At 60.2% G+C, this 26,302-nt stretch carries 18 protein-coding genes; 4 read left to right on the top strand and 14 right to left on the bottom strand.

Annotated features, from left to right (window positions below; genetic code table 11):
- Positions 1 to 13 precede the first annotated feature (13 nt).
- From recD to rppH, 12 genes are all read right to left on the bottom strand, one after another.
- Complete coding sequence (gene recD / locus HCK03_RS04880) at positions 14 to 1,852, bottom strand: exodeoxyribonuclease V subunit alpha (protein WP_115191989.1); 1,839 nt, start codon at positions 1,850 to 1,852, stop codon at positions 14 to 16.
- Positions 1,849 to 5,394 (bottom strand): exodeoxyribonuclease V subunit beta, encoded by a 3,546-nt coding sequence (gene recB / locus HCK03_RS04875; RefSeq protein WP_206110935.1) that lies wholly within the window; start codon positions 5,392 to 5,394, stop codon positions 1,849 to 1,851. The genes recD and recB overlap by 4 nt, the downstream gene beginning before the upstream one ends.
- Positions 5,391 to 8,276 carry a pitrilysin gene (gene ptrA, locus HCK03_RS04870; protein ID WP_167691207.1) on the bottom strand — a complete coding sequence of 962 codons (2,886 nt, stop codon included), beginning with the start codon at positions 8,274 to 8,276 and terminating at the stop codon, positions 5,391 to 5,393. The genes recB and ptrA overlap by 4 nt, the downstream gene beginning before the upstream one ends.
- A gap of 128 nt (positions 8,277 to 8,404) precedes the next feature.
- Entirely contained in the window at positions 8,405 to 11,776 is a 3,372-nt protein-coding gene (gene recC, locus HCK03_RS04865; RefSeq protein ID WP_135184039.1) for an exodeoxyribonuclease V subunit gamma, read from the bottom strand.
- Positions 11,777 to 11,788: 12 nt separating this feature from the next.
- Entirely contained in the window at positions 11,789 to 12,112 is a 324-nt protein-coding gene (locus tag HCK03_RS04860) for a prepilin-type N-terminal cleavage/methylation domain-containing protein (protein ID WP_115191986.1), read from the bottom strand.
- Positions 12,097 to 12,504 carry a DUF2509 family protein gene (locus HCK03_RS04855; protein WP_167691206.1) on the bottom strand — a complete coding sequence of 136 codons (408 nt, stop codon included), beginning with the start codon at positions 12,502 to 12,504 and terminating at the stop codon, positions 12,097 to 12,099. Before HCK03_RS04855 ends, HCK03_RS04860 begins: the two co-directional genes overlap by 16 nt.
- A complete protein-coding gene (locus HCK03_RS04850) occupies positions 12,501 to 13,064 on the bottom strand; it encodes a prepilin peptidase-dependent protein (RefSeq protein WP_167691205.1) in 564 nt (187 codons plus the stop codon). The genes HCK03_RS04855 and HCK03_RS04850 overlap by 4 nt, the downstream gene beginning before the upstream one ends.
- Positions 13,055 to 13,522 (bottom strand): prepilin peptidase-dependent protein, encoded by a 468-nt coding sequence (locus HCK03_RS04845; RefSeq protein ID WP_041147031.1) that lies wholly within the window; start codon positions 13,520 to 13,522, stop codon positions 13,055 to 13,057. The genes HCK03_RS04850 and HCK03_RS04845 overlap by 10 nt, the downstream gene beginning before the upstream one ends.
- A 334-nt stretch (positions 13,523 to 13,856) precedes the next feature.
- Positions 13,857 to 14,651 carry a thymidylate synthase gene (gene thyA, locus HCK03_RS04840; RefSeq protein WP_045857434.1) on the bottom strand — a complete coding sequence of 265 codons (795 nt, stop codon included), beginning with the start codon at positions 14,649 to 14,651 and terminating at the stop codon, positions 13,857 to 13,859.
- A 6-nt stretch (positions 14,652 to 14,657) separates the two neighbouring features.
- The gene (gene lgt / locus HCK03_RS04835; protein ID WP_041147034.1) at positions 14,658 to 15,533 is read right to left on the bottom strand and encodes a prolipoprotein diacylglyceryl transferase; all 876 of its coding nucleotides are present in this window, start codon (positions 15,531 to 15,533) and stop codon (positions 14,658 to 14,660) included.
- Between the two features lie 240 nt (positions 15,534 to 15,773).
- On the bottom strand, positions 15,774 to 18,020 hold the full coding sequence (gene ptsP, locus HCK03_RS04830; RefSeq protein WP_041147035.1) for a phosphoenolpyruvate--protein phosphotransferase: 2,247 nt from the start codon (positions 18,018 to 18,020) through the stop codon (positions 15,774 to 15,776).
- Between the two features lie 12 nt (positions 18,021 to 18,032).
- Positions 18,033 to 18,563: an RNA pyrophosphohydrolase gene (rppH, locus tag HCK03_RS04825; protein WP_041147036.1), complete on the bottom strand. Its 531-nt coding sequence runs from the start codon at positions 18,561 to 18,563 to the stop codon at positions 18,033 to 18,035.
- 682 nt (positions 18,564 to 19,245) lie between these two features.
- Here rppH and mutH point away from each other — a divergent pair.
- From mutH to HCK03_RS04800, 4 genes are all read left to right on the top strand, one after another.
- The gene (mutH, locus tag HCK03_RS04815; protein WP_076945949.1) at positions 19,246 to 19,941 is read left to right on the top strand and encodes a DNA mismatch repair endonuclease MutH; all 696 of its coding nucleotides are present in this window, start codon (positions 19,246 to 19,248) and stop codon (positions 19,939 to 19,941) included.
- 63 nt (positions 19,942 to 20,004) lie between these two features.
- Complete coding sequence (locus tag HCK03_RS04810; protein WP_041147038.1) at positions 20,005 to 20,718, top strand: TerC family protein; 714 nt, start codon at positions 20,005 to 20,007, stop codon at positions 20,716 to 20,718.
- Between the two features lie 125 nt (positions 20,719 to 20,843).
- A complete protein-coding gene (locus HCK03_RS04805) occupies positions 20,844 to 21,062 on the top strand; it encodes a YgdI/YgdR family lipoprotein (protein ID WP_004867116.1) in 219 nt (72 codons plus the stop codon).
- 233 nt (positions 21,063 to 21,295) lie between these two features.
- The gene (locus tag HCK03_RS04800) at positions 21,296 to 22,336 is read left to right on the top strand and encodes an NADP(H)-dependent aldo-keto reductase (protein ID WP_041147039.1); all 1,041 of its coding nucleotides are present in this window, start codon (positions 21,296 to 21,298) and stop codon (positions 22,334 to 22,336) included.
- Positions 22,337 to 22,393: 57 nt separating this feature from the next.
- Here the strand turns inward: HCK03_RS04800 and lplT are convergent, their stop codons facing one another.
- Both lplT and aas read right to left on the bottom strand, forming a co-directional pair.
- Complete coding sequence (gene lplT, locus HCK03_RS04795; protein WP_076945948.1) at positions 22,394 to 23,587, bottom strand: lysophospholipid transporter LplT; 1,194 nt, start codon at positions 23,585 to 23,587, stop codon at positions 22,394 to 22,396.
- Positions 23,580 to 25,739: a bifunctional acyl-ACP--phospholipid O-acyltransferase/long-chain-fatty-acid--ACP ligase gene (aas, locus tag HCK03_RS04790; RefSeq protein ID WP_167691204.1), complete on the bottom strand. Its 2,160-nt coding sequence runs from the start codon at positions 25,737 to 25,739 to the stop codon at positions 23,580 to 23,582. Before aas ends, lplT begins: the two co-directional genes overlap by 8 nt.
- Between the last annotated feature and the right edge of the window lie 563 nt (positions 25,740 to 26,302).

Raw genomic sequence — 26,302 nt, 5'->3', positions numbered from 1 at the left:
TGAACTGCCGAGGCTACCCGCCGCTGGCGAAGATATCCGTCAGCCCACTGCGCCGTTCGGTGCGCGCCACGATAGCCTGAGTCAGCACCTGCTCATCGGCATAAATCGACAGCTGCCGTTTGGCGCGGGTTATCGCGGTATACACCAGCTCACGCGTCACCAGCGGCACGCTGCGGGAAGGCAAAATCAGGGCCGCGTGGTCAAACTCCGAGCCCTGGGATTTATGCACCGTCATCGCCCAGGCGGTATCGTGCTCCGGCAGGCGACTGGGCTGCACCGACTTAATGCTGCCATCCGGCATCGGGAACCAGACGCGAAGCCCGTCTCCCCTTTCCAGCGCAATGCCAATATCACCGTTAAACAGCCCCAGCGCGCTATCGTTACGCGAGATCATCACCGGCCGGCCCTCATACCAGCGCGAATGCCGCGGCAGCGCAATAGCCCGCTTACGATTGAGCATCCGCTCCAGCTGTTCGTTCAGCCCGCTGACGCCGTAGGGCCCCTCGCGCAGGGCGCACAGTAGCCGAAACTCGCCGAAAGCGGCGATCGCCGCCTCCGGATCCGCCCGCTCGCGCAGCAGCCGGAGATAGCGATCGTAGCCGGCCTGCGCCTGCGTCAGCATCGCTTCATACTCCTCGGTGGTGCTTAGCGGGCGCAGCACGATGTCGTCGAAAGGCTGACGCAGGGTCGTCTTGACCCCATGCCGATCGCCGGCGTTCACCGCCCGGGCCAGGCTACCGATGCCGGAGTGGCTGCCAAAACGATAGCTTTTTTGCAGTAGGCACAGGCTGTCGCGCAGGGCACCCGCCGCCTCGCCCTCGCCGGCAGGCACCGGCAGGCCGGTCAGCCGCTTTAGCTGCGCCGCGCGCTCGGCGGTATAGCCCGCACTCACCCATGCGCAAATATCCCCCAGCACCGCGCCGGCCTCCACCGACGCCAGCTGATCGCGGTCGCCGAGAAAAATCACCCGACCGTGCGCCGGCAGGGCGTCAATCAGGCGAGCCATCATCGGCAGGTCAATCATCGAGGCTTCATCCACCACCAGCACGTCGAGGTGCAGCGGGTTACCGGCGTGATAGCGCATACGCTGGCTGCCCGGCTGCGCGCCAAGAAGGCGGTGCAGGGTGCTGGCCTCTGTGGGCAGCAGCGCCTTCTGCTCATCCGTCAGCGGCAGCTGGCGCAGCGCGCTTCCCAGCGACTCGGTCAGGCGCGCGGCGGCTTTGCCGGTGGGCGCCGCCAGGCGGATGCGGCAGCGGGGCGTATCCGTCGTCTGAATCAACGCCGCCAGCAGCCTGGCGACGGTAGTCGTTTTACCGGTGCCTGGACCGCCGGAAATAACCGAAATCCGCCGGGTCAGCGCCACCGCCGCCGCCACCTTCTGCCAGTCAATATCGTCCCCGGCCGGGAAGAGCGCATCCAGCGTCGACGCCAGGCGCGTTTCATCCACGCTCAGCACCTGATTGGCTTCGTTAAAAAAGCGCGCGACGGTTAGCTCGTTGCGCCACATGCGGTTAAGGTAAAGCCGTTCGCCGCAGAGGATCATCGGCGTCGGGCGCTCCCCGCGGCTCACCGCCGCTGACGAGAGCAGCAGCGCCGACCAGTCATCGGGCGCACCGGCCTGCGCCAGCAGCTGCTCGCGCAGAGCGGCGACCTTGCCGCTCAGCACGTCGTCAGCGGCAAGGCGCGAGAGCGGCAGGCAGACGTGCCCTTCGCCGGCGTCGCGGCTCAGCACCGCCGCCGCCAGCCTCACCGCCGGATGCGCATCCCGAGCGACCATCAGCGCAAACTGGACGTCAAGCGGACGTAACAAACGCTGGTTTGCTGCCTCAAGCAGCAGCTCATCCATGGTCATGAAGCGATCTCCTGAACTTCGCCGGCAAAGAGGGCGTCCAGGCCGTCGATCAGCGGCCGCTCAGGGCGCGTGGTAAATATCCCCTGCCCTCCGTCCTGCCCGTCCATTCCGCGTAAAAAGAGATAAATGACGCCACCAAAATGGCGCTCATAGTCATAGTCAGCAACGCGATGGCGTAAATAGCGGTGCAGCGCCAGGCTGTAGAGCTGGTACTGTAAATCATAGCGGTGCGTGCACATCGCCTGCGCCATTGCCTGCCGGGTGTAGGCTTCGCGATCGTCCCCCAGCCAGTTGGATTTGTAATCCAGCAGGTAGTAGCGGCCGTTATGCCGAAACACGAGGTCAATAAACCCTTTCAGCATTCCGCGAACCTGACGGAAATCAAGCCCCGGGCACTGGGCCGAAAGCGGGTCGTAGCGGCGAACCAGCGCATCCAGGCGCTGCGCATCCAGCGGGGCTTCAATGGGTAAATAAAACGCCATCTCAACCTGCTTATCCGCTGCAGTGAGCTGATTCAGCGCGATATCGGCGCCCGGTAGCGGCGTGCGCAGCACATCATCCAGCCATTGGGTCAGCACCGGCGTCCACTGTTCAGCAAATCCGCCGGAACGCAGCTTTTCCGCCATCCAGTCGGCGGGGACCGGCTGGGTAAAGTCGAGATCTTCAAACAGGCCGTGCAAAAATGTCCCCGGCGACGCCCCGCGCGGGAACTGATGCGGGATGAGCTGCGGCTCTTCCGCCACCTCCCCCACCCCGGCGGCGTCAACGTCAAGACGGGGCAGTAAATCCTGCGCCGGGCTGTGGCCATGCTGCTGTAGCCCGGAGTAGCTGGTAACCCGCCAGTCATCGACGATTGAACGTCCCAGCATCCGCGCCGACAGGGGCGGCAGCGCCTCCTGCGGTGCCTGCCAGGGCTGCCGATCGGCAACGCCGGGGGTTTGCAGCGCAATATCCGCGCAGCAGAACGCCTGCAGACGGGCCGTCAGCCCCGCAGCGTCCATCGCTTCGCCTCCCTGCAGAAGGCGCCCCAGGGCGCTGTGGTGAAAATCGCTGTCGCCCGGCTTGTCGCTGCGCCGGGTGCTGAGCGGCGCCACGCCGAGGCTGCAGTGCCAGACCGCTCGCGTCAGGGCCACGTACAGCAGGCGTAAATCTTCCGCCAGACGCTCCGCCTCCGCCAGCTCGAGGCTCCCCTCATTCTGCTCAAGGTCGAGCACCGCCGCAAAGGAGTCGCGATCGTGATAAAACGCCTGATCCTGCTTGCGGAAGCGGGCGATAAACGGCAGCCACACCAGCGGGTATTCCAGCCCTTTCGATTTATGTACGGTGACGATCTGCACCAGATGCTTATCGCTTTCCAGGCGCATCTGCTGGCTGGAGGCGTTGCTGTCCGGCTCGGCGATGCGCTGCGTCAGCCAACGCACTAACGCATGCTCGCTCTCCAACTGGTTGGCCGCTTCCTGCAGCAGTTCGCTGATATGCAGGATATCGGTTAAGCGCCGCTCGCCGCCGCTCGTCACCAGCAGGTTTTCGGCAATATGTCGGGCGGTCATCAGCGCTCTTAGCATCGGCATCACCCCGCGCTGACGCCAGATGAGGCGGTAGTCGCTAAACTCTTCCACCAGCGCATCCCACGCGCGCTCATCCTTGTTGAGGTTTTCAATATCGCGGGCGTTCAGGCCGAAAATCGAGGTCGCCAGCGCGCTGCGCAGCGTGTTTTCGCGTTCGGGCGCCAGCGCCGCCTGGAGTACCCACAGCAGCTCCTGCGCTTCCGGCGTTTCAAATACGCTATCGCGGTTGGAGAGATAGACCGACGGAATGGCCAGGGCCTGCAGCGCATCGCGGATCAGCGACGCCTCCTGGCGGTTACGCACCAGCACCGTGATATCGGAAGCCTGCACCGGCCGGGCGCAATCGTCGCGCCACAGCAGCGCCCGCCCCTGCTGGCCGGCGCTAAGCCAGTCGCGGATCTGCGAAGCGCAGAGCTGGGCCATAAAGGTTTGATAATCCCCCGCGCCCACCGCTTCCCCCGGCATCAGCCAGATATTCATTGCCGGAACCGCATCGTCGTCAACGGTGAAGCGCAGATGCTGGTTTTTCGGCGCCGACTTTACCGGTAGGAACGGGATTTCGCGGAACATAAACGGATTATCGCTGAGGCTGAACAGGCGATTGACGCTCTCCACCATTCCCGGAGCGGAGCGCCAGTTGGTATCCAGCGTGTAGTGCGCGGCAACGTCGCCGCGCGCCTTCATATAGGTAAAGATGTCCGCGCCGCGAAAGGCGTAAATAGCCTGTTTGGGATCGCCGATAAGCAGCAGCGCCGTCTCCGGCTGCCGCCGCCAGATGCGGCGAAAAATACGGTACTGCTGCGGGTCGGTATCCTGGAACTCATCGATCATCGCTACCGGAAAACGCTGCCGGATAGCGCTGGCCAGCGCTTCGCCGCTTTCGCTACGCAGCGCATCGTCGAGGCGGCTGAGCATATCATCAAAACCGAGCTCTCCGCGGCGACGCTTTTCGCGCGCCACCGCTTCGCGGATCTCCACCATTGCCCGGGCGATCAGCAGATCGGTCAGGGTCAGCGGCGCAGAGAGCAGCGCCTCAATCGCGCTAAACAGCGGGTGAACCGGCGGTTCGCCATCCGCTTTGGTGCGTTCATAGAGGAACGGCTGGGAGAATTTCTCCAGCGCCTCCGGCAGCCGGTAGCTCAGGGTCTCTTCCTGCGCCCAGAGGCTGACTTTCTCGATCCACTTCCCCTGGTTACCGCGGTTGAATTTACGCCGGTCGAGGCCGGAGTTTTCCAGCACGCTTTCAATCTCGCCCACCTGCTCGCGCCACTGCTGCTTCACCGCGTCAATGCGCTCGATGATTTGCTGATGGCGTTCGGCCAGCGTCTCCTCCTGTGCAGGCGGAGATTTAAGCTGCGGGGCTTCGCCCTGCAGCCAGCGGTCGAGGGATTTCAGCAGATCGCGCGGGCCTTTCCAGGCTTCGTGGATAACCGCGGCTATTTCGCGCGGGAGCGGGTAGCAGTGGCGGCGCCAGAAATCGGCGCAGGCCTGATAGCGGAGCCGGGATTCGTCCTCGATCAGCTGCTGTTCGAAGAGCATGCCGGACTCAAACGCGTTGAGGCTGAGCATGCGCTGGCAGAAGCCGTGGATGGTGAACACCGCCGCTTCGTCCATCTGCCGCTCCGCCAGCATCAGCGTTTGTGCGGCCTGGTTTTTGTCCGGGATTTCCGCCAGCAGCGCGGCGTAGAGAGGGTCGGAAGCCGTTTCGCGCAGGCAGGCGATACGCAGCCCGTGGATGTTGCTGCGGATACGGCCGCGCAGCTCCTCGGTCGCCGCCTCGGTGAAGGTCACCACCAGCAGCTCCTCCACGCTTACCGGCCGGGGAAAGGCGGATTCTCCGCCCAGCCCCAGCAGCAGCCGGAGGTACAGCGCCGCGATGGTAAAGGTTTTTCCGGTGCCCGCAGAGGCTTCTATCAGGCGCTCGCCCGTCAGGGGCAAGCGCAGGGGGTCAAGAGGCTCGGCGGTTTCGGTCATTCATTCTCTCGCATCAGGGGTAAGGATTTCTGCAATGCGCTGACGTTTTCCCAGACTTTGCCGCCCTGCGGCAGGGCGTAATCGGTTTTACCATTCTGGCTACCGGATACCTGGGATAATATCGCCATGCCCTGCGGATCCACCACCGTCTGATGGAAGAAGTCGGCAAGCTTTTGCGGCGTCAGCAGTTTAATCTGAGCCACTACTTTATCACGTGAATCGAAGCGCATATTACCGCGATCGAAATCTTTGCTCAGCTGCGAGGCTTCACCGCCTAGCGTTTGCGGCGCCTGCATCATCTGGGCGATCGTCGCCTGCTGAATTTGCGCAAACTCTTCCGGGGTCATCGCCCTCAGCTTTGCTTCCGCCGTCGGGAAGAAGGCCTGGAAGCGCTGCCACAGGAAGGCGGGCTGCTTATCGCTGCTTTGCAGCAGGAAGCCGACGCCCCACTGGCGGCCGACGTTCATCGAAAACGCGAACACCGCATAGCCCAGCTGTTCTTCAGTACGCAGCTGGTTATAGAACCACGGCTGGATAATTTGCCCGAGCAGAGAGCTGGCGGCGGAGCTGCTGTACTCATCGATATTGGGCGGCGCAAAGACCGCGGCCAGCGCCGAGTCGGTGCTGCTGCCGGTTTTCTCAAAAATGGCCAGCTGCTTGCTGTTCACCAGCACGTCTTTATTGCGGCACCATTCGTTGCCGTCTGAACCCAGCTGTTGCTGGATCTGGCGAGCCATATCGGTGGATTGCCCGGCGGTCAGGTTGCCAATCACCAGCAGCTCCGGACGCCCTTTCGCTTTCAGGTTGTCACGGTAGGCCAGAACCTCTTTGAGAGTGATCGACGGCAGCAGCGCCCGGCGCTCTTCACGCTGGAAGTAAGGCACCTGCGATACCATCTGGGCCGGCATAATCGCCTGATCGTACGCTTTGCCTTTATCCGCCGAGTCCATCATCTGCGCGTACCAGGATTTCGCCTGTTCCAGCTGCTCTTCGGTCGGGGCGTAGCTGAAATAGCCGTCCAGCAGCGCGGTGAACAGCTGCGGCAGCCGCTGGGTGTAGCCGTTGGCGTTGACCATCAGCCCGTTGTTGGCGCCGGTAGAGAAAGTGATGCCTCCCACCGCGGCCTGGTTGCTGAGCTGGTCGAGGGCAATTCCCGCCAGGTAGTCATTCAGCGCAAACATCACCTGGCTGCGGGCGCTGTCCATGGCCTGCGGATTACGCAGCACCAGCGACACGTCGGCCTTAGGCTCGCTGGCGAAGTACTGGCTCGGGGCGTAGACCACCCGCAGGGTCGGCTCATCGACGATCAGCTGCGGATGCGGATAGGCTTTATCGCTTTTGATCAGCGTAAAATCGTCAGGAATATAGGGGTTCAGCGTCGGCAGCTTAAGGTCAATCGCGCTGGCTTTCTGCTGCCAGTCGGCAAAGGTCTGCGGGCTGATTTTATCGACCTGATACGGCGCATTGACGAAATAGGCCGTTTTGTTATGCGGCTCCTGCGGGCTGATATACCACACTCGCGCGTTTTGCGGGGTCATCATCGCCAGGCGGTCTTTAATCGCCTGCGGATCGTAGCGATCGGCAATATTCACCACGTCGAGAGTATGCTCAACCGGCACGCGGATCATGGTGTCCGCCAGCCATTCAACGTAGTCCATATCGCGGTTGATTGAGGGATAGCGGAAGTCGAGCGCCAGGACATGCGCCAGCTCGTCGAAATAGCGCTTATCGATGCCCTGGGTGCGCAGCAGGTTGAGGTAGCTGAAAATGGCCGCCGCAACCTCATCGCGATGTGCCAGGCCCTTATCGGTCAGGGTTGCGGAAATGGCCAGCACCCCACTGTTGCCGTTCACCACCGGATCGGAGTCCGCGCGGATACCTTCCACCAGGCCCTGCTTCTGCAGCCAGTCAGATAATGTCCCCGGACTGCGGTTGCCGATCATATAGGTCACCAGCTCGTCGGTCTTGCTGCGGAACTGCTCGCTGTTGTTATCGATGCGGAATTCAACGCGCAGCACCTTGCGAGGCATCGCCGGCACGTAGTGGATGATGATGCCCTTTTGCGCATCGGTCACCACCGGAACGGTAATCACCGGCCGGTCGATATTATGATTTGGCACCCGGCCGTAGGTTTTGGCGGCAATGCTCGCCAGCTCCGGCAGCGGCTTATTGCTGTAAATGACCGCCTTCATCAGGTTAGCTGAGTACCAGCTGTCGCGGAAGGTATGCAGCGCATCAAGCACCGGTTTTCCAGGCTTGTCGCTCAGCGTTTCAAGGTTACCGCCGGAAAAGTGCGCCGCCGGGTGCGCCGGGTTTATGGTTTCGGCGCTCACCTGAGCCATGCGCATCCCATCACGGGTCCGCGCCATGGTCAGCTCGGCGTTGACCGCATTACGCTCACGGTCGGCATATTTTTTATCCAGTAGCGGAGAGGCAATGGCATCCGCGAGGCGATCGACCGCTCCGTCCAACGCGTCGTTCTCGACTTCGAGATAGAAGGCGGTGCGATACGGCGCGGTGCTGGCGTTGTGGCTGCCGCCGTGCATTTTCAGGAACTCTGCGAGGCTATCTGGCTGCGGATAGTTCTTCGAGCCCATTAACGTCATGTGCTCGAGGAAGTGCGCCAGGCCCTGATGCTCTTCCGGGTCCTGCAGCGACCCCACCGGCACTACCAGCGCCGAGAGTGATTTTACCGCCTGCGGATCGGAGACCAGCAGAACGATCATGCCGTTATCGAGATGAATAGCCTGATACTGACGCGGATCTTTTTCGCTTTTGCGGATGGTTTCCTGAACGGGCTGCCATCCGGTATCTGCCTGACTTAACGGTGCCCAAAGGGCAGCCAGCACTACAATAACCTTGAACCATAAACTACGGGGCATTCACGGACCTCATCATTAACAAACTTTTCGCTGTGCAGAGCCAGCGTTGATAAAAACATCAGTCCGTGATTGGTTGCGCATGATAATTGAAGAGCCGTCATCTGCGCAATTTTTATACTATTACAATTTTATTCGGACTGATGGAAACGAAATACCGGCAACAGATAACGCTGCGCCTGAGCAATGATTTCGTCATAGTAAGCAGGCTCAAGGGTGCGCCACAGGCGCTGGTACCAGACATCGCTACCCTCACCGCTAATCACCATATTGCCTTCATACGCCTGTACAAACTTGCTGCGCGCTTTTTGTTGCGTCTCGTCGTCCATTAACATGACATCCTTTTCAGCGTCATAACAGGCTTTTAGCCATGCCCCCGCGCTTTCAGGTAGCAGCAGCAGCGGTTTTGACATGCCCTGCAGATAGCCGTCAACCAGCTCATCAAGATAGGCCTTCGCCTGCTCCTGCGCCAGCGGTGGGAAACGCCATTCGCCTTCCTTGCGCACCAGCAGACGGCTGGTGCCGGTTCCGCCGCTAGCACAGTAGACAAGGTGCTCCAGCCAAAGTTGCATTCCCTGCGCCACGCTGAGCAGCGAAGGCCGCCAGCGCAGCAGGCCGTCAGATTGTACCTGCTGCAGCCATCCGGTAATGTTGACGCCGTTACATTGCAGATCGATTTCCATGCTTTGTCCCGGCTGACGGCTGGCGATCACCCGTTCCGCGAGGTTCTGCATCTCCTGGCGCTGAGTCTCCCAGGCCAGTTCGCCGAAGGCGCCGTAGGGCAGCTCGCCCGCCGCGCGGAAGCGGCGGTACATCACCGAGGCATCCTGCTGTTCAATGAGCGTATTCAGCAGCTGCTGATTGAGCTGGTAGCGGCTCAGCCCTTCGAGGGTGAACGGCTCATCGTCCGGGATCTCGCTCTCCTCGGCGCGGAAGTTGACCCGCAGCCGCTGCTGGAAGAAGGCGCGAACCGGATGCTGCCAGAAGCGCAGCAGCTGCTCAAACGGCAGGCTTTCGATTTCCGCCGCCGGCAGCGGCTGGATAAAGTCGCCGTGCGCCTCCCCCTGCTGGCTGGCGGCGGCCAGCCATTCCCGGGCGTAGCTTTGATCTTCATCGTCGCGGAAGTTGGCCGTATCGAAGGGCATGCGGCTATGCAGATGGGTAATATGCGCTTTGACCCGCCGCTCGCTGGCGTCGCAGTCCTGCTCCTCATCGCCCGCCAGGCAGTGGCTCTGGCCGATATAATCAGCCAGCTCCTGTACCAGCACCGACGGGTAGCGTTCGCTGTTGTCCTGGATTGAACGGCCGATATAGCTGATATAGAGCTTCTGCTCGGCCGACATCAGCGCTTCCAGGAACAGGTAGCGGTCATCATCGCGACGGCTGCGGTCGCCGCGCTGCGGCTTCTGGCTCATTAAGTCAAAGCCTAGCGGCGCCAGGGCGCGGGGGTAAACGCCGTCATTCATCCCCAGCAGACAGACGACTTTGAATGGAATAGAGCGCATTGGCATCAGGGTACAGATGTTGACCGGCCCGGCGAGGAAACGCTGGCTGATGCGCTGCTGATCGAGGCGCTGCGCCAGCTCATCGCGCAGTAAAGAGAGCGGCACCGTCTGCGCATACTGCGCCTGGACCCCTTCGCCGATCGCCGCCTGCCACTGCTGTTCAATCAGCGCCAGCGCGGCTTCCGTTTCGCTGTCGGGCAGGAAGAAGTCGTCGAGCAGATCGCGACAAACCGGCAGCCACTCCGCCAGCGGGCGCTCCTGCGCCAGGCCGCGCCGCCAGAGGTTGAGCTGCATCAGCAGCGACGCCAGGTTACCCACCAGTTCGGCAATCAGCCCGCTGGACTCATCGTACGGCAGCACCGACTGCCATTCGCCCTGGCTGCTATCCATCGCGTAGCCGAGCAGCATCCGCGTCAGGCCAAAGCGCCAGGTGTGCTGCCCGGTGGCGGGGAGATCCAGCTCGCGCACGTTATCGTCATCCATGCCCCAACGCACGCCGGATTCGTTGACCCACTGGCGCAGGTAGCGCAGCCCTTCTTCATCGATGTTAAATCGTGCCGCCAGCACCGGGACATCCAGCAGAGCCAGCACGTCTTCGCTGGCAAAGCGGCTGTCGGGCAGGGAAAGGAGCGTAATAAACGCCTGCAGCGCCGGGTGCGATTCACGCGCGCGGCGGTCCGAGATGGCCCACGGCAGCCAGCGCTCGCCGCTGGCTGCACCAAACACCGCCTGTATGTAGGGGCTGTAGCTGTCGATATCCGCCACCATCACGATAATGTCGCGCGGCGTGAGGTCGGGGTTCTCCTCCAGCATCGCCAGCAGCCGGTCGTGCAGCACTTCCACCTCGCGCTGCGGGCTATGGCAAACGTGAATGCTGAGGCTGCGGTCGTTCGGGGCCAGCAGGCGCTTGCTGCGGCTATGGGCAAACTCTTGCGCCGTACGCCCGGCCACCGCCGCGTTGCGCAGCTCGAGAATGTCAGACTGCAGGTTATGCAGCAGGTTATCCGGGGCGATATCCACGAATGCGTCCAGCTCTTCGTAACGCTCCAGCCCGGCCAGCAGATAGATGTAGTCCCGTCCCAGCTTGCCCCAGGAGGCCAGCAGCGGATTGCCGACATCCTGCTCTCCGTCGTTGTTAAACAGGCCGGGAGCCTGCTCTGTATCGCGAAATAGCGGCAGCTCTCGCGGCTCGCGATGGTGACGGCGCTGGCGCGACATCAGCTTAGCCAGAAAAGCAGGATCTTTAATATCCCCCCAGTAGTAGCGGCACGGGTTGGTGAAAAGGACATAAACATCAACGTGTTTGCCGAGCGCCTGTAGCGCCTGCAGGTAGACCGGCGGCAGCGCCGAGATGCCGCATATAAAGACCCGCGACGGCAGCCCGGCCGGCGGCTCATCCGCGGTCTCAAGCGCGCTGATAAAACGCTGGTACAGGTTGGCGCGGTGCCACAGCGGCTGCCCCAGCTCGGCGGTATGCTCGACTAACGCTTTCCACAGCGGCGCCTGCCACTGCTGGGCCTCTCCGAGGCCGTCAACGCGCTCGTCGGCTTCCCAGCGCATCAGCCATTCCGGACGATAGACCAGATACTGGTCGTAGAGATCCGCCACTCTGGCTGCCAGCTGAAATAGCTTACGCTTGTCGCTGTCGTCGCTGAGGTAGTGGCGCAGCAGGGCGAAGGCTTCGTCATCCAGGCGCTGCGGCAGCAGGGTCATCAGCTTCCAGCTCATGCTCTGTTTGCTAAACGCGCTTTCACCGGGGATATCGGAGAGCACGCGCACAAACATATCCCAGATAAAGCTCGCCGGGAGCGGAAAGTCGATATTGGCGGCAATGCCGAAGCGTTTTGCCAGCGTCATCTGCAGCCATTGCGCCATGCCGGTACTTTGCACCAGCACCATCTCCGGCTTGAAAGGGTCGTCCAGCCGCTGGCGCTCGACGATAAACTCCATCAGCGCTTCAAGTACGTCCAGACGGTTTGAGTGGTACACCCTTAACATATTCGCTCCTGACTACTGGCTGACCGGGCAGTGCAGCCGGGTCATCTGTACCCGCTTTTCCAGCGGCATGGTGATCGTTACCGTGATGCTGACACATCTTGCTGTCGATGTCTGCAAGCGGGTGACGCTCCCGCCTGCCGGGGATTCTGGCGGCTTGAGCTGACCATAGCGCCACGCATCTCGCCACAGCTGACGATACTGGTTTAGCTGAATAAAGCCGCCGGCCAGCCCCCGCTGGTAGCCGCTCAGGGCGGTGATAACCATCACCAGCAGCGCCGTTGCGAGGATCGTTTCCGGCAGGCTAAAGCCCCGCTGGCGGCTCAGGGTATCTGACATAGGCTCGGCTCCTTCAGCGGGCAGAAATCGCTCCAGCCGTGGGGCGAGAAGCGCACGCTTCCCTGCTCAACCCGGCCAGAGTGCCACAGCAGCACGCGGCCGCTGGCGGCGATCAGCAGCGCTGACGCATCGCTAAATACCCGCAGACAGACGAGCCAGCCTTCGGCGCCCGACCGTCGACACGCCTGCGCCTCCTGCGCTGACCAGGTTAGCGTTTTCCCCCACTGCAGGGCTGAGTGCGCGCCAGCGGTCTCGCGCAGCGACCGGGTTTCGCCGGCGGTTTGCGTCAGCAGCGAGCGCTGCTGCTGGTTGAGCCCCTGCAGCAGCAGGCTGCCGAGCGCCAGCAGGAGCAGCACCATCAGCAGCGAAGAGAGCCCGCGCTGACGGTTCACAGGTTATACCCCGTTACGCTGTATTCCGCCTGCGCCGTGATGCGGGGATCTACCGTCGAGCGCGCGGCCAGCACGATGCTAAGCTCCGGGGCGAAGCCGGTAATATCGAGGCGCTTAACCTGAAAGCGGGTCACCTCGATGGCGCTGGGGTTAGTCATGCGCTCCCAGCCTTGCTCAGCGCAGCGGGTCGCGCCGCGCCGCGTTTCGAGCGCGCCATTGCGTAACCGAAACCCCGTGGCATCGGACATCGCCTCCGGCGAGGTATTCCAGACGCCGTCGCTCGCGCTGTCCCAGCGGACAATGACGCAATCGCCGCTGCCGGCAATCTGCAGCGGCTGCCCAACGCAGCTGCCGCGACAGTAGCCGGCGCGCTGCAGATGCTTCGCAACCGTGTACAGCCGCTGCCAGAGCTCGTTATCGAGGAAGTGCTGCTGCGTCTGCTTCAGCACCTGCCGCTGCAGAGCGGGCAGAAAGCGCGCGGTTCCGAGGAGCAAAACGGAGCCAATGGCCATCGCAATCAGCGTCTCCGGCAGCGAGAATCCTCGCGCGTCTACAGACATGATGCAGTCTCCATACCGCGACAAAGGCGGATGCGCCCCCAGTTAGAGACAATGATATTCCAGCCATCACCGGCGTTTTGCAGACGGATATGTCCGGCCCAGGCGCTGTTGCGCAGGCCGTAAAAGCCCAGGCCCGGCGTGATGTTAGCCAGCGAGACTTCGGGCCACTGCGGGCGCAGCGTAAAGGGTCCCTGCGCCGCGCAGTCGGCCGGCGTATCAGCGGCGCTCAGGCACCAGCCCTGCTCCGCCTTCCCAACGCTCAGCAGCCGATCGCGGTTGTGCCAGTTGGCGTCATCGCGCAGCAGCACCAGATAGTCGCGGACCTGAACGGCGGTTTGCCACAGGCGCTGTTGCTGCTGCCAGCTCTTCCAGCCGAACATCCCGCTGGTACCAAGAATCATCACCAGCGCCAGCGTCGCCAGGGTTTCAATAAGGGTATAGCCACGTTGTCTGTTCATACGCCGAGTATGGGGATGACCCGCCTCAGGTACGAGAGGCAAATCCGCCGTTAGCGCAGCGCGTCGAAGAGTATCGGCAGATTTACAGGAGGTTGCAGAAAATCAGGAAGCAGGCGAGCAAAAGCGGCGGCGGACAAAACGCGCTCTCCGGCGGCCGACCCGAGAAATCCGCGAGGAAAAGCCGGCGCAACGCGCGTTATAGCCGAGAGTTAAGAGGCACTCCGCTCAGCGTTGATTATCGCCGCTGGGGCAAAAAAAATGCCGGTCAGTGGATTAACTGACCGGCATGGATGCGCCGGGCCGAGGCCCGGCTTACCGCGAGATAGCCGCGAAATTAAATCGCCACCGGCGCTTTAATTCCCGGGTGCGGATCGTAGCCTTCGATGTCAAAGTCTTCAAAGCGGTAGTCAAAAATCGACGCCGGTTTGCGCTTAATCACCAGCTTCGGCAGCGGACGCGGCTCGCGGCTCAACTGCAGGTCGGTCTGCTCAAGGTGGTTGCTGTAGAGGTGCGTATCCCCACCGGTCCAGACAAAATCACCCACTTCCAGGTCACACTGCTGCGCCACCATATGTACCAGCAGCGCATAGCTGGCGATGTTGAACGGCAGGCCGAGGAACACGTCGCAGGAGCGCTGATAGAGCTGACAGGAGAGCTTGCCGTCCGCAACGTAGAACTGGAAGAACGCGTGGCATGGCGCCAGCGCCATTTTATCCAGCTCGCCGACGTTCCACGCTGAAACGATGATCCGGCGCGAGTCCGGGTCGTTTTTCAGCTGCTCCATCACGGTGCTAATCTGGTCGATATGGCGGCCGTCCGGCGCAGGCCAGGAGCGCCACTGTTTGCCGTATACCGGCCCCAGATCGCCCTTTTCATCCGCCCATTCATCCCAGATGGTGACGTTGTTTTCGTGCAGATACGCCACGTTGGTGTCACCCTGCAGGAACCACAGCAGTTCATGGATGATGGAGCGTAAATGACAGCGCTTGGTCGTCACCAGCGGGAATCCTTCCTGCAGGTTAAAACGCATCTGATGGCCGAAAATGGAAATCGTGCCGGTACCGGTGCGGTCATTTTTTTGCGTGCCCTCGGCGAGCACTTTCTGCATCAAATCAAGATACTGTTTCATGGTTCCTCAAGAAGTTTGTTGCTGCGGACGACGGCGGTACGCCCAGACCATCATAATGATACCCGCAAGCACCATTGGAATCGAAAGAATCTGCCCCATGCTGATGTACTGGACCCATTCGCCGGTGAACTGCTGATCCGGCTGGCGGAAGAATTCAACGATGATACGGAACAGACCGTAGCCGATCAGGAACAGGCCTGAGACCGAGCCGGTCGGGCGCGGTTTGCGGATAAACAGGTTCAGGATCAGGAACAGCACGATACCTTCCAGCGCCAGCTCGTACAGCTGCGAGGCGTGTCGCGGCAGGGCTCCGTAAGTGTCGAACAGCGATTGCCACTCCGGGTGTGAAGGCAGCAGCGCCATATCTTCCGCCCGCGAGCCGGGGAAGATCATCGTGTAGTGGAAGCTCGGATCGACGCGGCCCCACAGCTCGCCGTTAATGAAGTTGCCCAGACGACCGGCGCCGAGGCCAAACGGGATCAGAGGCGCAATGAAATCAGCAACCTGGAAGAAGGTGCGCTTGGTGCGTTTGGCGAAGATGATCATCACCAGAATCACCCCGATCAGTCCGCCGTGGAACGACATGCCGCCGTCCCAGACGCGGAACAGATAGAGCGGATCCTGCAAAAACACCGGCAGGTTGTAGAACAGGACGTAGCCGATACGGCCGCCGAGGAAGACCCCGAGGAACCCGGCATAGAGCAGGTTTTCAACTTCGTTTTTAGTCCAGCCGCTGCCAGGACGATTGGCCCGACGGGTGGCTAACCACATCGCAAAAACAAACCCGACCAGGTACATCATGCCGTACCAGTGAAGGGCGACTGGCCCAACGGAAAAGATTACCGGATCAAAATCCGGAAAATGCAGGTAGCCACTATTCATCTGTCACCATAAAGACTTGTTATTCCGCTGGAAGTGGACAGCGGTGATCTTGCGCACTCGCAGAAAACGGGCGCTCCAAAGGTTGCGAATGATAGCATAAGCGCCAGGCGCGATCCGCGCCGGGCATGTAAAAGATATGTATACGAATGCGAATAAGCGGCGGTACATTCCCGGCAGGCGGCGCGCGGCGCCCCTTTGGGCCGGGAATGAGCGAACAGCGGCGCAGGCGCCCTGGCAGAACTAGCGGCCGCCGCGGATCAGGCCGCCCAGCCCTCGACGCTCCATAAAGGCCGCAACCTGATGGCGAACTTCCGTCGTCATCTGCGCCTCCAGGCTACGCCGGGAAAGCTCCTGGGCCTCTTCGATGTCAATGCGGCGCAGCAGGTATTTGACCCTTGCTACCGACCGGCCGTTCATCGACAGGTGGCGATAGCCAAGGCCAATCAGAATGGTGACGCACATCGGATCCCCGGCCATTTCGCCACAAAGACGCAGGTCGATGCCGAAACGTTCGGCGTCGCGGGCAATCATCGCCAGCGCCCGCAGCACCGCCGGATGCAGGCTGTCGTACATATTCGCCACCCGGGTATTGTTGCGATCGACGGCGAGGATGTACTGCGTCAGGTCATTGGTGCCGACGGAGATAAAATCGACGCGGCTGGCGAGCTGCGCCAGCATGAAGACCATCGACGGCACTTCCAGCATCACGCCGATGCGCGGGCGCGGAATGGCGTAGCCAATCATCTCTTCAACTTCGCGGCTGGCGCGGTCGATCAAACGGCGCGCCTCGTCGACCTCATCGAGGCTGGTGATCATCGGCAGCAAAATGCTGAGGTTGCCGGTGGCGGCATTCGCGCGCAGCATCGCCCGCACCTGAATAAGGAAGATCTCCGGCTGATCGAGCGTGATGCGGATCCCGCGCCAGCCGAGGCACGGATTCTCTTCGCTGATCGGCATATAGGGCAGCTGCTTGTCGGCGCCGATGTCGAGGGTGCGCAGCGTAACCGGCTTCTCGTTAAACATCTGCAGCATGCCCTGATACTGGGCAACCTGCTCCTCTTCCGACGGAAAGCCGCTCTGCAGCATAAAGGGAATTTCAGTGCGGTACAGGCCGATACCGTCAATAAAGCCGCCGAGCTTCTCTTCATGGCCGAGGCTCAGGCCGGCGTTCAGCATGACCTTCACCCGCTCGCCGCTTTTCAGCTCGGAGGCGCGCTCAAGATCGTCTTCCGCCAGGCGGCTGAGCTCGTTCTCTTCGCTGATCAGGCGCTGATACTCTTTCAGCAGCGCCGGTTCCGGGTCGACCAGCAGCTCGCCGCGGTAGCCGTCCACCACCAGGGTGTGGCCATGCAGCAGTGAAGGCTGAATATCGGCTCCCATCACCGTCGGGATCCCCAGCGCGCGCACCATGATGGCGGCATGCGAGTTTGCCGCCCCGTCCCGCACGACAACGCCTACCAGCCTGTCCTGAGGGACCTCCGCCAGCGTCGTCGCCGAGAGTTCGTCGGCGACCAGAACGATCCGCTCCGGCCAGGTGTTTGGCCCCTGGGTGGTGTCGTCAAGATGAAACAGCAGCCGCTGGCCGAGCGTGCGCAGATCGCCGGCCCGCTCTTTAAGATAGCCGTCGCTGAGCGCCGCAAACTGCTCGGCGAATTTCTCGATAATTTTTTTCACCGCCCACTCGGCGACGGCCCCTTTGTCGACTTCCGCAAAGAGTTCGCGGCGCAGGCGCGCGTCTGAAAGCAGGTGGGAATAGAGGTCGAAGATAGCCGACGTCTCTTTTTGCGCCCCGGCGGCGTAGCGCTTGCTGTAGCGACGAAACTCGCTGGCCGCCTCTTCCAGCGCGCCGGTCAGGCGCTCGCGTTCGGAAGCCGTGTCCAGCGTCGAGGCTTCGTACACCTGCTCCATCAGCGGCAGGCTGACGTCCATCCAGCCTTCGGCGATTGCCACCCCCGATGAGGCGGGCAGCGCGCGGATCCGCGTCTGGCGATACTGGCCAAATAGCGCGGTCAGCTGCGACTGGGAGAGAATGGCGGCCATCTGCGTCGCCAGGGTTACGAGGAAGGACTCCTCGCTTTCATCAAACTGACGCAGCTCGCGCTGCTGCACCACCAGCACGCCCAGCAGCTGACGGCGCTGGATAATCGGCACGCCAAGAAAAGCGCGGAAGCGGTCCTCTTTTACGGCCGGAATGTATTTAAAGCTGGGGTGTTTATGCGCATCGGCAAGGTTGATGGGCTCCGCAAGGCGCCCGACGAGGCCGACGAGGCCTTCGTCAAAAGCGAGCGCAACGGTGCGCCCGCGAGGTTTTTTCAGCCCGCGAGTCGCCATCAGGTAATAGCAGCGTCGGTCGTGATCGGCCAGATAAACCGAGCAGACTTCCGTTTCCATCGCTTTGCAGATATCCGTGACCAGGATATCCAGCGCCTCGTTTAAACGCGGCGCACTCGCGACCTTCTCGACGATTTCTCGTAACCGAGTGAGCATAATGTGCGTGGCTTAACCTCTTTTACGTCGATATGCAGGCGCGCTTTGCGGCTTAGGTGCGGTTTCGGCCAGCGACATGGTGACGCTGGCGAACTCTTTCATCACCCGGCGGTAAACGTCGCGCTTAAACGATACCACCTGACGAACCGGATACCAGTAGCTTACCCAGCGCCAGCCGTCGAACTCGGGCGTGCTGCTGGTTTGCATATTGACTTCCGCATCGCTGCCGATCAACTGCAGAAGAAACCACTTCTGTTTCTGGCCGATACAAACCGGCTTCGTGTCCCAACGCACCAAACGTTTAGGCAATTTGTAACGTAACCAGTTACGGGTAGAGGCCAGAATGCGGACATCTTTACGACTTAGCCCAACCTCTTCAAACAATTCCCGATACATTGCCTGCTCGGCTGATTCTCCTGGATTAATGCCCCCTTGCGGGAACTGCCACGAGTGCTGACCATAGCGTCTGGCCCACATAACCTGGCCCTGGCGATTACAGATTACAATACCGACATTTGGGCGGTAGCCATCGTCATCAATCACCGGACTACCTCAAAATAATCTTCAATGTGAACGATTGTTTCACACTCGCTGGAAACGGTAAACCACTCTGTTGCCACACGGCTCACGAATAACATTTGAATAACTCACAGTTATCAGCAGAGTTATAAACAGCGTCAGCTATCGCAGCGCCATTTTATTCACTTTTTCTGTGGATAGAGTTGTGAAGAAGTATGGAATTACCCAGGGAAAACCCGGAGTAGTCCGAAGCGCTTACCTGTAGCCATATTTAATAATGGCATTATATTCATTAAGTTAGAATGTATTATTTTCATAAATTACAGCATAACGTGATGATCATCACACATGCAATCCTGGAACTGATGAAAGATCGAACAATGTCGGTTTTATCCACAGATTACGCCAGCTCATCGGGCATATTTTGTCTAAAAATTCGATTTTCGTCGCACGTCAAGGCTGTAAATGGAAACAGTAGTGAGGCTTTTCCCCAGTTATCCCACTTTTCTGTGGATAACATGGTGTAAGATCCTGTTCATTGCCAGTGACCAGTTCTGGAAAACCCGCTGCGGTAATTTTTTTAGCGGCAAAAAAGCAAAAAAAAAGTCATATGAATCATCAAATTGTCATACTTACCCAGGAAAAGGTAAACTCTATCCACAACGCACAAAAATAGCGCTCATTTTTTAACCAGAGGTTTCATCTTATGCCAGCCCTCTCGCCCCTGCTTGCACCGCCGCAAACCCAGCAGCAGCTTTTAGCCCAGGCCCAGCGGCTGGCGGGCTATTCGCTGGGCGAGCTGGCCGCGCTGGCGGGGATTCCGATTCCGCGCGATCTGAAGCGCGATAAAGGCTGGACGGGCATCCTGCTGGAGATTTGGCTGGGCGCCAGCGCCGGAAGTAAGCCCGAGCAGGATTTCGCCGCGCTGGGCGTCGAGCTGAAAACGATCCCCGTCGACGCTCAGGGACGGCCGCTGGAAACCACCTTTGTCTGCGTCGCTCCGCTCACCGGCAACAGCGGCGTCACCTGGGAGAGCAGCCACGTTCGCCATAAGCTCAAGCGCGTGCTGTGGGTGCCGGTAGAGGGCGATCGCGCGATCCCGCTCGCCCAGCGTCGGGTCGGGGCGCCGCTGCTTTGGACCCCCAGCGAAGAGGAGGATCGTCAGCTGCGGATGGACTGGGAAGAGTTAATGGATCTGATCGTCCTGGGCCAGGTCGAACGCATTACCGCCCGCCACGGCGAAGTGCTGCAGCTGCGCCCGAAAGCCGCCAACAGTAAAGCCTTAACCGAGGCTATCGGCGCGCACGGCGAACCGATCCTCACCCTGCCGCGCGGTTTCTACCTGAAGAAAAACTTTACCGCCGCCCTGCTGGCCCGTCATTTTCTGCTTAACCACGATTAATTTTTTGTTCTGCCCGCCGGGTTGCATATAATTGCGACTTTCTTTTTTGCAGGACTTTGAACAATGTTATTTGCATGGATAACCGATCCTAACGCCTGGCTGGCGCTGGGTACGCTGACGCTGCTGGAAATCGTACTCGGGATCGATAATATTATTTTTCTCTCTCTGGTTGTTGCCAAACTGCCCACCGCCCAGCGCGCCCACGCGCGACGCATCGGGTTGATGGGCGCAATGCTGATGCGTCTTGGGCTGCTGGCCTCCATCGCCTGGGTCGTTAAGCTGACCAACCCGCTGTTTAGCGCGTTCGGCCACGACATCTCCTTCCGCGATCTGATCCTGCTGCTCGGCGGGCTGTTCCTTATCTGGAAGGCCAGTAAAGAGATCCACGAATCGATCGAGGGGGAAGAGGAAGGGCCGAAGACCAACGTCCACTCGTTTATGGGCGCCATCGTGCAGATTATGCTGCTGGATATCATTTTCAGCCTTGATTCGGTGATCACCGCCGTTGGGCTCTCGGACCATCTGTTCATCATGATGGCCGCGGTGGTTATCGCGGTGCTGGTGATGATGTTTGCCGCCCGCTCGATTGGCGACTTTGTTGACCGCCATCCGTCGGTGAAAATGCTGGCGCTGGCGTTTTTGATTCTGGTTGGCTTCACCCTGATGCTCGAAAGCTTCGGTATCCATATCCCGAAAGGCTACATCTACTTTGCGATGTTCTTCTCGATTGCCGTCGAAAGCCTCAACCTGCTGCGTAATAAAAAAAATCCGCTGTAGCCCGCAAAAATGCAGCCCAAACCTGGGCTGCAATCTTTTTTAAGACTTTACTGCTTTTTATGTCTCACAAATCAGGCTATTAATACACTGGTGTGAGGTGCGACCATCAAGTAGAGGTGTTAACGATGAAAAAATGGGCAGTGTTGATTTCCGCCGTAGGACTGGCCTTCTCGGTTTCAGGTTGCAGCAGCGATTACGTTATGGCGACAAAAGACGGACGCATGATTTTGACCGACGGCAAGCCGGCGGTTGACGACGATACCGGTCTTATCAGCTACGAAGATCAGCAGGGTAATAAAATGCAGATCAATCGTGACGACGTTTCACAGATTATTAAGCGCTAAAGATTGCCGCGGCTAACCGCCTGCCGGCAATCGCCTGGCAACGCGTCCTCTGCAACAAATCACGGTGTTGAGAAAAGAGTCGGGTAAACCTGATACGTCCGCTGCAGCAGCCTGCGGACCCCACCAGCCCGGCTTTTTTGATCTTTTTACTTCCTCTTTTTCCTCCCCTCTGCCATTTTGATACTCCTTTGTCGGGGAAAGCCTGACCTTGTCGATAAAAAAGGAAGCCGGCTATGCAGTATCACCGTATCCCACACAGTTCTCTCGAAATCAGCACGCTGGGGCTGGGCACTATGACCTTTGGTGAACAGAATAGCGAGGCCGACGCTCACCAACAGCTCGACTACGCTGTCAGCCAGGGCATCAACCTGATAGACGTCGCTGAAATGTATCCCGTCCCGCCGCGCCCGGAAACTCAGGGGCTGACGGAAACCTACGTCGGCAACTGGCTGGCGAAACACGGCAGCCGCGAAAAGCTGGTTATCGCCTCCAAAGTCAGCGGCCCTGCGCGTAACAACGACAGCAGCATCCGCCCGAACCACGTCCTGGATCGCAAAAATATCCGCGACGCGCTGCATGATAGCCTGAAGCGTCTGCAGACCGATTATCTCGATCTTTACCAGGTTCACTGGCCGCAGCGCCCGACCAACTGCTTCGGTAAACTGGGCTACACCTGGACCGACTCCGCGCCGGTGGTCACCCTGCTGGATACCCTGGAAGCGCTCACCGAATTCCAGCGCGCCGGCAAAATCCGCTACATCGGCGTTTCCAACGAGACGGCGTTTGGCGTAATGCGCTACCTGCACCTTGCGGATAAGCACGACCTGCCGCGCATCGTCACCGTCCAGAACCCGTATAGCCTGGTGAACCGCAGCTATGAAGTTGCGCTGTCGGAAGTGAGTCAGTATGAAGGCGTGGAGCTGCTGGCCTACTCCTGCCTGGCATTCGGCACGCTGACCGGCAAGTATCTCAACGGCGCGAAGCCGGCCGGCGCGCGCAACACGCTGTTCAGCCGCTTTACGCGCTACAGCGGCGAGCAGACGCAGCTTGCCGTCGCGGCATACGTCGATATCGCCAAACGGCATAACCTCGATCCGGCCCAAATGGCGCTGGCCTTCGTGCGCCGCCAGCCGTTTGTCGCCAGCACGCTGCTCGGCGCCACTTCGCTGGAGCAGCTGAAGACCAACGTGGAAAGCCTGCATCTTGAGTTAAGCGAAGAGGTGCTGGCAGAGATTGAAGCGGTGCACCGGGTTTATACCTATCCGGCGCCGTAAACGGCCTCTCCGGGCTACGGCAGGGACAACGCCGTAGCCCGCTAAGCGCAAGACTCGCTAGCGCCGCCGTCCCCAAAGCCACAGGGCGGCGATGGCCAGCGCGAATATCGCGCCAAAGACCACCCCGATGCCAACCACCGGTATGCCCGCCTTGACCGCCATCGAGTAGAACCCCAGCATCAGCAGCATGGCGACGTTTTCGCCGAGATTTTGCACCGCTATCGCGTTGCCCGCGCCAACGGTATGTTTTCCTCGCTCCTGCAGCAGGGCGTTAAGCGGCACGATAAAGAAGCCGCCGAACACGCCGAGCAGCAGCAGCAGACCAAACGCCGGCAGAAGCGCATGCTGAAGAGTAAAGAAGATCACCGCGACGCCAATCAGAATCCCGGCAGGCATGCAGCGGGAGACCGTTTGCAGCGTCACCAGCTTCGCCGCCGCGCCCGCGCCCAGCACGATCCCCACCGCCACCATCGCATTCAGATAGGTTGGCATCGCGTTATTAGAAATCCCCAGCGCCACCGGCACCCACAGCACCAGCAGGAAGCGCAGCGTTACGCCAGCGCCCCAGAACAGACTGGTTCCCACCAGCGAAAATCGCGTCTCCCCGTTGCGCCACAGCGTTTTACAGGCGCTGAAGAAGCTGTGGGTCATCGGCGTAAAGCGCCATGATTGTCCGGGACGGGCCGCCGGCAGTTTGGGGATCCACAGGTTCGCCACCACCGCACCGCCGTAGACCAGCGCGCAGAGGGCCAGCGCCGCCAGCACGTGCCAGTCCGCGAGGATGCCGCCCGCCATCGAGCCCAGCAGGATTGCGGCGATGGTCGAGGATTCCATCAGGCCGTTGGCCTTCACCAGCTTATCGCCGGTGGTCAGCTCGCCCAGAATGCCGTACTTCGCCGGGGAGTAGGCGGCCGCGCCGATCCCGACCAGGGTGTAGCCGAGAAACGGATTCACGCCAAAGCAGATACAGCCGGCGCCAACCAGCTTCATGCCGTTGGCGACCATCATCACCCGTCCCTTGGCGAAGCTGTCGGCAAACTGCCCGACAAATGGCGCAAAGAGAATGTAAGCGCCCACAAACAGCATCTGCATCACCGGCTGGCTCCACTCCGGGTAGAACTGCTGCTTCATCAGCGCGAGGGTCGCAAACAGCAGCGCGTTATCGCCAAATGCCGACAAAAACTGGGCGCAGATAACCGCCATCATCCCCTTCGAGTACAGCGAATTGTTAGTGTGTACTGACTCACTCATCAGAATGTTCCGTCTCTTCAACCATACTTTTAAGGGTGACAAAGTCCGGCTTGCCGCTGCCGAGAACCGGCAGCTGCTTCAGCCAGCGAATGTCGCGCGGAACCGCCAGCTCCGGCACGCCGTGCTCACGGGCGTAGCGCAGCAGCTTTTCGCGATTCAGTTCATTATCGGTGGTGAAAAGCACTAAGGCCTCGCCTTTGCTGGCATCCTGCCTGATGGCCGTCCCGTGCATCCGCTCGGGGGAGACCGCCAGCGCCATCTGCTCAACCATCTCCAGCGACACCATCTCACCGGCAATCTTAGCAAAACGCTTCGCGCGCCCCTGAATACGCACGTATCCCTGCTCGTCAAAGGTGACGATATCCCCGGTGTCGTACCAGCCGCTCTCCATTTCACCATGCTGGTTTTCCGCCCCAGGCGCTTCCAGCACGCCCGGGTTTTCCACCCGCAGATAGCCGTTCATAATGTTCGGCCCTTTCAGCTGCAGACGACCGCCCTCTTCAATGCCCGGCATCGCCAGCAGGCGTGCGTCCATGCCCGGCAGGATCCGCCCAACGGTGCCCACCTTCGCCGCCATCGGGACGTTAATCGACACCACCGGCGCGCACTCGGTTACGCCATAGCCTTCGAGGATGCGCAGGCCAAATTTGTCCTGCCACAGCTGTTTAGTGCTGTCCTGGAGTTTTTCCGCTCCGGCTACCACGTAGCGTAGACGATAAAAATCATAGGGGTTGGCAAAGCGAGCATAGTTCCCGAGGAACGTTGAGGTGCCGAACAGCACCGTGCAGTTGCGGTCATACACCAGCTCCGGCACCACGCGATAGTGCAGCGGGCTGGGGTAGAGAAACACTTCCGCTCCGGTGAACAGCGGCGTGAACAGGCCGACCGTCAGGCCAAAGGAGTGGAACAGCGGCAGCGCCGACATAAAGCGGTCGTTGGCGGTAAAATCGGCGATAGTTTTAATCTGCTCGACGTTGGCAAGGATGCTCTTGTGGCTATGCACTACGCCCTTCGGGTGGCCTTCCGAACCGGAGGTGAAGAGCACGATCGCCGCATCTTCCGGCTGCTGCTTCACCTGCGCCAGCTTCGGCATTAGCAGATGGCTGAAGATCCACAGCTTGTCGGCGGTGGTGACGTCGCCTTTTAAATCCTCAAGAAATACCCAGCGCACCTGGGTTAGCTGCTCCGGGAGGTGCCAGAGCTTGCCCTTATCGAGGAAGGTGCGGGAGGTGAACACGGTTTTGATTTCAGCGGCGGTAATCGCGCTGCTCAGGCCTTTTACCCCGGCGGTATAGTTCATCATCGCCGGAATACGCCCGCGCGCTATCGCGCCAAAAATCACCGCCGCGCTGATCCCGGCGTTCGGCAGCATCAGGCCAATTTTTTCGCCCTGCGCGCTGTATTTTTCCAGAATTCGCGCGACAAACAGCGTTTTGGTCAGCAGCTTGCGGTAGGTATCCTGCTGGAAGTTAATATCTTCCACGCAGTTTTTCCGCGCGCCGAAACGGTCCTGCGCCGCCAGCAGAGACTCATACAGCGTCTCCCGCGGACGCACCGCCATCCGCGCTTCCATCATTATCTGATGCAGCATTTCGCCGGCAATTTTGCGGCGATCGCGGGCCCGCGGCGCTTCCGGCATCGGCAGATGCGTCGGCGGCAGCAGGTGGAGGCGGATGCGCGGGAACGGGCGGCGTCTGACCAGCCCTTTCAGGCGGCTGAACGGCGTCAGCTCGGCGCCTTCGATACGCAGCGGAACAATGGTGGCCTGCGACTTCGCGGCAACGAACGCGGCCCCATCGTAGATTTTCATCAGCGATCCGCTCACCGAGATGCGTCCTTCCGGGAAGATAACCACCGGCCGCCCCTGCTCAATCAGGCGCACGAGGTGCTTAATCGACATCGGTTTGGTCGGATCGAGGGGAACAAAGTCGATAATCGGCGACAGCGCGCGCATAAACCAGCGCTGGCTGATGGAGGCGTACACCGCAAAGACCGGGCGAACGGGAAGAAACAGCGCCAGCAGGACCCCGTCAAGGAAAGAGACGTGGTTCGGGGTAATGAGGACCTTTTTGCCATGCAGAGCCTGCGTGTCACCGGTCAACCTGACCCGGTACATTCCTTTGAACAGCAGCCTGAAAAATGCCAAAAGCATAACAACTCCATCTAACCGGTTATTAAGTCATTGAAGGTTACACGAGAAGGCGTTTGAAAGCAGTGTGGGGGAGAATTTTCACAATAAAAAAAACCTGCGCATCTGCGCAGGCCGGTGCAAGATAATCAGTACGAAATGCGTACTTAAAAAACTCACCTATCAATACCTCTGGGACCCTGATTGTGCGGTTTTTTGGCCCCGCGACGCCAGCGTTAAAACGCAAGGGAATGAGCCTAAGTGCAACCAGTTATTACCATTTTCGCTAACTGTAACAGCGGCGGATAGCGGCGCGACAACTGTCGATTTTGAGTGGCGCGCTGGGCGCAGAGAACATCGTCGGGGCGTACGGAACAGCCGTGAACGGCACACGCCCCGGAACACGCAGAATGAAAACGCCCGTCCGCCGGGGCTGATGGGCTACGGGCAAAAAAAAACCTGCGCATCTGCGCAGGCTGGTGTAATTAAAGTGGTCAACGTGAAGTCGACTCCACCTATCAATACCTCTGGGATAACCAGAATATCAATGCAGTGAACGGGGAAACCAGCGAACATTCGCAACAGCT

Source organism: Klebsiella terrigena, assembly GCF_012029655.1.
Taxonomy (GTDB): Bacteria; Pseudomonadota; Gammaproteobacteria; order Enterobacterales; family Enterobacteriaceae; genus Klebsiella; species Klebsiella terrigena.
This window is presented reverse-complemented; position numbering and strand designations above follow the sequence as displayed.

What these genes read in the sequence shown, in the direction of transcription:
- ptrA (WP_167691207.1), bottom strand. Translation starts at nt 8,276, where the DNA reads ATGCCCCGTAGTTTATGGTTCAAGGTTATTGTAGTGCTGGCTGCCCTT.
- aas (WP_167691204.1), bottom strand. Translation starts at nt 25,739, where the DNA reads ATGCTTTTGGCATTTTTCAGGCTGCTGTTCAAAGGAATGTACCGGGTC.
- recC (WP_135184039.1), bottom strand. Translation starts at nt 11,776, where the DNA reads ATGTTAAGGGTGTACCACTCAAACCGTCTGGACGTACTTGAAGCGCTG.
- HCK03_RS04860 (WP_115191986.1), bottom strand. Translation starts at nt 12,112, where the DNA reads ATGTCAGATACCCTGAGCCGCCAGCGGGGCTTTAGCCTGCCGGAAACG.
- HCK03_RS04850 (WP_167691205.1), bottom strand. Translation starts at nt 13,064, where the DNA reads ATGTCTGTAGACGCGCGAGGATTCTCGCTGCCGGAGACGCTGATTGCG.
- recD (WP_115191989.1), bottom strand. Translation starts at nt 1,852, where the DNA reads ATGACCATGGATGAGCTGCTGCTTGAGGCAGCAAACCAGCGTTTGTTA.
- HCK03_RS04845 (WP_041147031.1), bottom strand. Translation starts at nt 13,522, where the DNA reads ATGAACAGACAACGTGGCTATACCCTTATTGAAACCCTGGCGACGCTG.
- ptsP (WP_041147035.1), bottom strand. Translation starts at nt 18,020, where the DNA reads ATGCTCACTCGGTTACGAGAAATCGTCGAGAAGGTCGCGAGTGCGCCG.
- thyA (WP_045857434.1), bottom strand. Translation starts at nt 14,651, where the DNA reads ATGAAACAGTATCTTGATTTGATGCAGAAAGTGCTCGCCGAGGGCACG.
- lgt (WP_041147034.1), bottom strand. Translation starts at nt 15,533, where the DNA reads ATGAATAGTGGCTACCTGCATTTTCCGGATTTTGATCCGGTAATCTTT.
- lplT (WP_076945948.1), bottom strand. Translation starts at nt 23,587, where the DNA reads ATGAGTGAGTCAGTACACACTAACAATTCGCTGTACTCGAAGGGGATG.
- HCK03_RS04805 (WP_004867116.1), top strand. Translation starts at nt 20,844, where the DNA reads ATGAAAAAATGGGCAGTGTTGATTTCCGCCGTAGGACTGGCCTTCTCG.
- HCK03_RS04810 (WP_041147038.1), top strand. Translation starts at nt 20,005, where the DNA reads ATGTTATTTGCATGGATAACCGATCCTAACGCCTGGCTGGCGCTGGGT.
- HCK03_RS04800 (WP_041147039.1), top strand. Translation starts at nt 21,296, where the DNA reads ATGCAGTATCACCGTATCCCACACAGTTCTCTCGAAATCAGCACGCTG.
- recB (WP_206110935.1), bottom strand. Translation starts at nt 5,394, where the DNA reads ATGACCGAAACCGCCGAGCCTCTTGACCCCCTGCGCTTGCCCCTGACG.
- mutH (WP_076945949.1), top strand. Translation starts at nt 19,246, where the DNA reads ATGCCAGCCCTCTCGCCCCTGCTTGCACCGCCGCAAACCCAGCAGCAG.